This window comes from Prevotella sp. MGM2 (genome assembly GCF_002933955.1).
In the GTDB taxonomy this organism is placed as follows: domain Bacteria; phylum Bacteroidota; class Bacteroidia; order Bacteroidales; family Bacteroidaceae; genus Alloprevotella.
The window spans coordinates 1-5,485 of the sequence record NZ_BEWW01000061.1 but is presented as its reverse complement, the minus strand read 5'-3'; the positions used below and the strand labels follow the sequence as shown (position 1 = coordinate 5,485).

The 5,485-nt window shown below is 49.8% G+C and carries 5 protein-coding genes; 4 read left to right on the top strand and 1 reads right to left on the bottom strand.

What is annotated here, in order from left to right; translation table 11 throughout:
- The first annotated feature begins 285 nt into the window (after nt 1–285).
- From C5S62_RS01475 to C5S62_RS01460, 4 genes are all read left to right on the top strand, one after another.
- Nucleotides 286–1,698: an amidophosphoribosyltransferase gene (locus tag C5S62_RS01475; protein ID WP_104403760.1), complete on the top strand. Its 1,413-nt coding sequence runs from the start codon at nt 286–288 to the stop codon at nt 1,696–1,698.
- Nucleotides 1,699–1,828: 130 nt separating this feature from the next.
- Entirely contained in the window at nt 1,829–3,205 is a 1,377-nt protein-coding gene (locus C5S62_RS01470; protein WP_104403759.1) for an MATE family efflux transporter, read from the top strand.
- 30 nt (nt 3,206–3,235) lie between these two features.
- Nucleotides 3,236–3,868, top strand: coding sequence for an AAA family ATPase (locus tag C5S62_RS01465; RefSeq protein WP_104403758.1), 633 nt, complete (start codon nt 3,236–3,238; stop codon nt 3,866–3,868).
- A gap of 4 nt (nt 3,869–3,872) precedes the next feature.
- Nucleotides 3,873–4,382 carry a metallophosphoesterase gene (locus C5S62_RS01460; RefSeq protein ID WP_104403757.1) on the top strand — a complete coding sequence of 170 codons (510 nt, stop codon included), beginning with the start codon at nt 3,873–3,875 and terminating at the stop codon, nt 4,380–4,382.
- 100 nt (nt 4,383–4,482) lie between these two features.
- Here the strand turns inward: C5S62_RS01460 and menA are convergent, their stop codons facing one another.
- Complete coding sequence (menA, locus tag C5S62_RS01455; protein WP_104403756.1) at nt 4,483–5,376, bottom strand: 1,4-dihydroxy-2-naphthoate octaprenyltransferase; 894 nt, start codon at nt 5,374–5,376, stop codon at nt 4,483–4,485.
- Between the last annotated feature and the right edge of the window lie 109 nt (nt 5,377–5,485).

Genomic DNA, 5,485 nt, shown 5'->3' with positions numbered 1-5,485 from the left:
AATCCAATAAGGACTTTTCAATTCCCAATACTTACAACCTATGTTTTAACACTTTGAAATGTAACGGAAAGTTAAAAATGTTAATGTTGCAATACCTTGTGACGGGGATGAGACGATCCTTATTTTCTCTTGGAAAACCGCTGTTGGGATAACGGCCGGCCGGCAAAGAAGGAAGTGGACGTTGTTTTTTGTCTCAAAGAAATGGCCGGTTGCCTTTCTTCAATCGGCTACTTTGTAGTACCTTTGCAGGCGCAATCAAAAACAAACATCATTACCTGCACACACATGGGAGGATTTTTTGGTACCGTATCGATGCAAAGTTGTGTGGCCGATCTTTTTTATGGAACGGACTATAACTCACACTTGGGCACACGCCGTGGCGGCATGGCGGCATTCCATAAAGAGAAGAATGCTTTTATTCGTTCCATCCATAATTTGGAAAGAGATTATTTCAGGTCGAAATTTGAACCCACGCTCAGCCGTTTCGAAGGCTGCACGTCGGGCATAGGAATCATCAGCGACAACGATGCGCAACCGTTGGTGATCAGTTCCCATTTGGGACGGTTTGCCATCGTGACTGTGGCCAAAATCATAAACATAGAGGAACTGGAGAAAAAACTCCTTGACCAGAACATGCACTTTGCCGAGCTTTCTTCAGGCAAGACCAACCAGACGGAACTGATTGCCCTGCTCCTCATTCAGGGACGCACCTTCAAGGAAGGCATAGAGAATGTGTTCAACCACGTGAAGGGGTCGTGCTCCATGCTTCTCCTTACCGACGACGGCATCATAGCCGCACGCGACAAATGGGGGCGCACACCTATCGTGCTCGGCCGCAAGGATGGGGCTTATGCCGCTACGAGCGAGTCTACCTCCTTCACCAATTTGGGATATGAGACCGACCGTTATGTTGGTCCGGGCGAGATTCTCCGCATACGTCCGGAGGGGGTGGAACAATTGCGTGCTCCGGAACAACACATGCAGATATGCTCCTTCTTATGGGTATATTACGGCTTTCCCACCTCTTCCTACGAAGACCGCAACGTTGAGCAGGTACGCTATGAAAGCGGACGCATGATGGGCGAGGAAGATGAGTCGGAGGTCGACTGCGTGTGTGGCATCCCCGATTCAGGCGTGGGAATGGCCTTGGGCTATGCCGCCGGCATGGGACGGCCCTACCGGCGTGCCATTTCCAAATACACCCCTACCTGGCCCCGCAGTTTCACACCGGCCAATCAGGAAATGCGATCGCTCGTGGCACGCATGAAACTGATACCCAACAAAGCGATGCTGAAAGACAAACGCGTGCTCTTTTGCGATGATTCCATCGTGCGCGGCACGCAGCTGCGTGACAACGTTGTAGGGCTTTTTGACTATGGCGCCAAAGAGGTGCACATGCGCATAGCCTGTCCGCCGCTTATCTATGGTTGTCCGTTCATAGGCTTCACCTCATCCAAAAGCGACATGGAGCTCATCACTCGCCGCATTATTAAGGAACTCGAGGGTGACGCGGGCAAGAACCTGGAGAAATATGCGCAAACTGATTCGCCGGAGTATAAAAAAATGGTGGAAATCATCCGCGAACGATTCGGCCTGACCTCACTCCGGTTTAACAAACTCGAAACGCTGGTCAAGGCTATCGGATTGCCGAAGTGCAAACTCTGCACTCACTGTTTCGACGGCACGGGCTGCTTCTGACTGAAGCTGAAAGATACTGCTGACGGGTAACAGGATGACGGAAACTACGCCAGTCCTTTTACCCGTCAGTTTTACATTCAGGAAGATTTTACCGGAAACGGTCTCGTATCGTTTATCTGCATTTAACATTATGGAACAGACAGAAAAATTCAATGCCTTGGGTGAGAAACCCATAGGAAAATTGCTGATGCAATATGCCATTCCCGCCATTATAGCTATGACGGCATCTTCCGTCTATAATATCATCGACGGCATATTTATCGGGCAGGGAGTGGGAAAGGAAGCTATTATGGGGTTGGCGCTGACAGGTCCTGTCATGTCGCTTACCGCAGCCTTCGGTGCTATGGTCGGAGTGGGAGCTTCAACGCTCATGTCCGTCAGATTAGGGCAGAAAGATTATGGAACCGCTAAGAAAATCCTCGGCAATGTCGTGATAATGAATGTCGTTATGGGACTGGCTCTAGGATTCTTGCTTCAGGTGTTTCTTTCTCCCATCCTGCGTTTTTTTGGTGCTAGTGAGGCCACCTTGCCTTACGCCCACGACTTTATGACCGTTATTCTGGCCGGAAACGTTGTGACGCATCTTTATCTGGGACTCAACGCTCTGCTGCGCTCTACCAACCGGCCCATGAAAGCTATGTATGCTACTTTCGGGACTGTGGGGTTGAACTGCGTGTTCGCGCCGGTATTCATTTTCGTGTTGGGGTGGGGCATACGGGGAGCCGCCATGGCAACGATCCTGGCTCAGGTATGTATGCTGATGTGGCAGTTGCGGCTGTTTTCCAATAAAGACGAACTGATTCATCTTAACCGGGGAATCCTGCATGTCGACCGGCGCATCGTACGGGAGTCGCTGGTCATAGGATTACCTCCGTTTCTCATTAATCTGTGCGCCTGCACTGTTGCTATAGTAGTGACACGCAGCATGGCGCAGTATGGCGGCGATATCGCCGTCGGTGCTTTCGGCATAACCAACCGCCTGGTGCTTTTCATCGTTATGGTTGTCATCGGTCTTAATCAGGGTATGCAGCCCATTGCCGGCTATAATTTCGGCGCTCGGAAGTATGACCGGCTTCTCACCGTGTTGAAGCAGGCCACAATCGTGGCCACTTGCATCACGACAGTGGGCTTTGTCGTTGGAGTGTTCTTTGCCAGACCTTGCGTGTCGCTGTTTGCCAAGGATGCTCCCGAATTGATTGATGAGGCTGCGCGCGGATTGCGCATCATTGTATTGTTTTTCCCGCTCATCGGCATGCAGATTGTCTCAACGGCGTTTTTCCAAAGTATCGGTTACGCCGGAAAGAGCATATTCCTTTCGCTGACACGACAACTCATATTCCTGCTTCCCCTGTTGCTTGTTTTGCCTCATTTTTTTGAGGATAAAGTGCTGGGAGTGTGGAGCGCCATGCCCGTTTCCGATGCTTCGGCAGCAGTGTTGGCTGCTGTGATGCTGTTGATTCACGTCAAGAAATTCCGTAAAGCCGCTACCGGCGATAACGCGGAATGATAATTAAAAAAACAATTAAACCACAGTAGAATGGAAAAATTTGTTATCAACATAGGCCGCCAGCTGGGTAGCGGCGGGCGTGCCATTGGCCATATCTTGGCTAAAGATTTCGGTATCGCCTATTATGATAAGGAAATATTAGCTTTGGCTGCCAAGGAAAGCGGCTTCTGCAAGGAGGTATTCGAACGTAATGACGAGCATAAAGGTTTCTTCCGTTCGGTATTGGGCAATATCTGGCCGTTTTTCGGCAGTACATCGGATTTTGAAACGAATCCTTTGAGCGAAGAGAATCTTTTCCGCCTGCAGAGTGATGCCATCCGTAAGGCTGCGGCTGAGCACTCGTGTATATTCATAGGCCGTTGTGCCGATTATGTTTTGCGTGACTTTCCGCGCTGTGTTAATGTTTTTGTGGCCGCTGACGTTGAGGATCGTTTGGAACGTATTTGCCGCGCTCAGGGAGTTGATGAAAAGACTGCCCGGCGCATTATGGAGCAAGGTGACAGCCAGCGCGCGGACTTCTATAACTTTTACAGTCCGGGACTATGGGGCGCCGCGGATACTTATCATCTTTGTATTAATTCTTCCGTGCTTGGCATTGAAGGTACGGCAACATTCATTAAAGAATTTGTAAAGAAAAAATTAGGCGTCAGGGTGGGCGCATAATGATATGAAACGTATTGGCTTGTTGTCCGACACCCATGGCTATTGGGACGAACGTTATGCGGAGTATTTCGGCGGCTGTGATGAGATCTGGCATGCCGGAGACATCGGAACAATGGAGTTGGCGGAACGTTTGTCAGGCATTGCTTGTCTGAGGGCGGTTTGCGGCAATATTGACGGCGGCGATTTACGGCGTTTTTATCCGCAGGTGCTGCGTTTCAAATGTGAGGAGGCCGATGTCCTGATAAAGCATATTGGTGGCTACCCGGGACGTTATGACCGGAGCATTGCCGGAACGCTTTATGTAAATCCGCCGCATCTGTTTATATCCGGACATTCACATATCCTCAAGGTTCTTTATGACCGCACGCTCAATTGTTTACATATTAATCCGGGAGCTGCAGGAATTCAAGGGTGGCAGAAGGTGCGTACCATTGTGCGTTTTACGGTGGATGGGCGCGAGTTTAAAGATCTTGAAATCATAGAACTCGCTGAGGGTAAAAGAAAAGTGGAGTAATGCGTTTGAGAGAATACGGCGTATTATAGAGATATGACAAAAGCCGGCTGATGGGAATCTGCCGGCTTTTGAAAATGTATATGCCTCTGTGGCATTTTTCTTATTGTAGTTTTTCAGCAATAAAGGCGGCAACCACCAAAAGGGCAAAGGTAAGCATGTTGCGCGATGTGAATCCTAATATTCTATTCAGTTCACGTCCGTGGTTGATCTCCACCATTTTACGCCAGGTTAAGTAGTGGGGTAGCAGGTAAAACATGGGAAGTATGGCAACCCATGTGTGGCCGTAGAGGGCAAGGGCTGCTACACAGAGGTAGCCGGCCACTCCTTGCAGAAAATAGAAATAACGGCCGAAAGGTTCGCCCATAGTCACGATGAGTGTGCGTTTGCCCGATATGCGGTCGGTATCGCGGTCACGATAGTTGTTGAGAACCAGCAATGTATCTGTAACCAAACCACAGGCTGCAGCCAGCCACCAGACTTCAGGAATGAGCTGGCCGGCTTGAACATAATAGGTTCCGGCAACAGGAACAAAGCCAAAGAAAACCCATACCAGCAGGTCGCCCAGCCCGCAGTAACTCAGTAATGTTGTGTAGAGGAATGCGAAAATGATACAGGAGATCCCCAATATGGCCAGCCCCCATCCGCCGAATGGGAGTAGCCCCAGCCCTGCGGCACAAGCTGGCACAATGGTCAGAATAATGCCTTTGCGCATGGCCTGTGGTGTTATCCAGCCCTGTGCGCATGCTCTTTCCGGGCCGAGCCGGTCTTTGCCGTCGGTGCCTTTGAGGAAATCGAACAGATCATTGATGAAATTGGCTGCAATCTGCATTAAGGCTGCAAAACATACGCACAACAAGGTGGGCAGCCATTCAAGATGTCCGTTGGAAAAGGCTAGAGCTGATGCCGCTGCCACCGGAATGAGTGCGGCTGTTAAAGTTTTAGGGCGTGCGGCCAAAAACCAGGCCTGAGCTCCGTTAATTTTAATTTTTGTCATATCGGAGGCAAAATTACGTCTTTTTGTTTGTTGGCAAAGGAATTGTTCCTGAAATATCTCTGTATCGTTGCAGGATGGAAAAGGCGCGTGAGTTTGACCCCGTCGAGCA

What these genes read in the sequence shown, in the direction of transcription:
- C5S62_RS01475 (WP_104403760.1), top strand. Translation starts at nt 286, where the DNA reads ATGGGAGGATTTTTTGGTACCGTATCGATGCAAAGTTGTGTGGCCGAT.
- C5S62_RS01470 (WP_104403759.1), top strand. Translation starts at nt 1,829, where the DNA reads ATGGAACAGACAGAAAAATTCAATGCCTTGGGTGAGAAACCCATAGGA.
- C5S62_RS01465 (WP_104403758.1), top strand. Translation starts at nt 3,236, where the DNA reads ATGGAAAAATTTGTTATCAACATAGGCCGCCAGCTGGGTAGCGGCGGG.
- C5S62_RS01460 (WP_104403757.1), top strand. Translation starts at nt 3,873, where the DNA reads ATGAAACGTATTGGCTTGTTGTCCGACACCCATGGCTATTGGGACGAA.
- menA (WP_104403756.1), bottom strand. Translation starts at nt 5,376, where the DNA reads ATGACAAAAATTAAAATTAACGGAGCTCAGGCCTGGTTTTTGGCCGCA.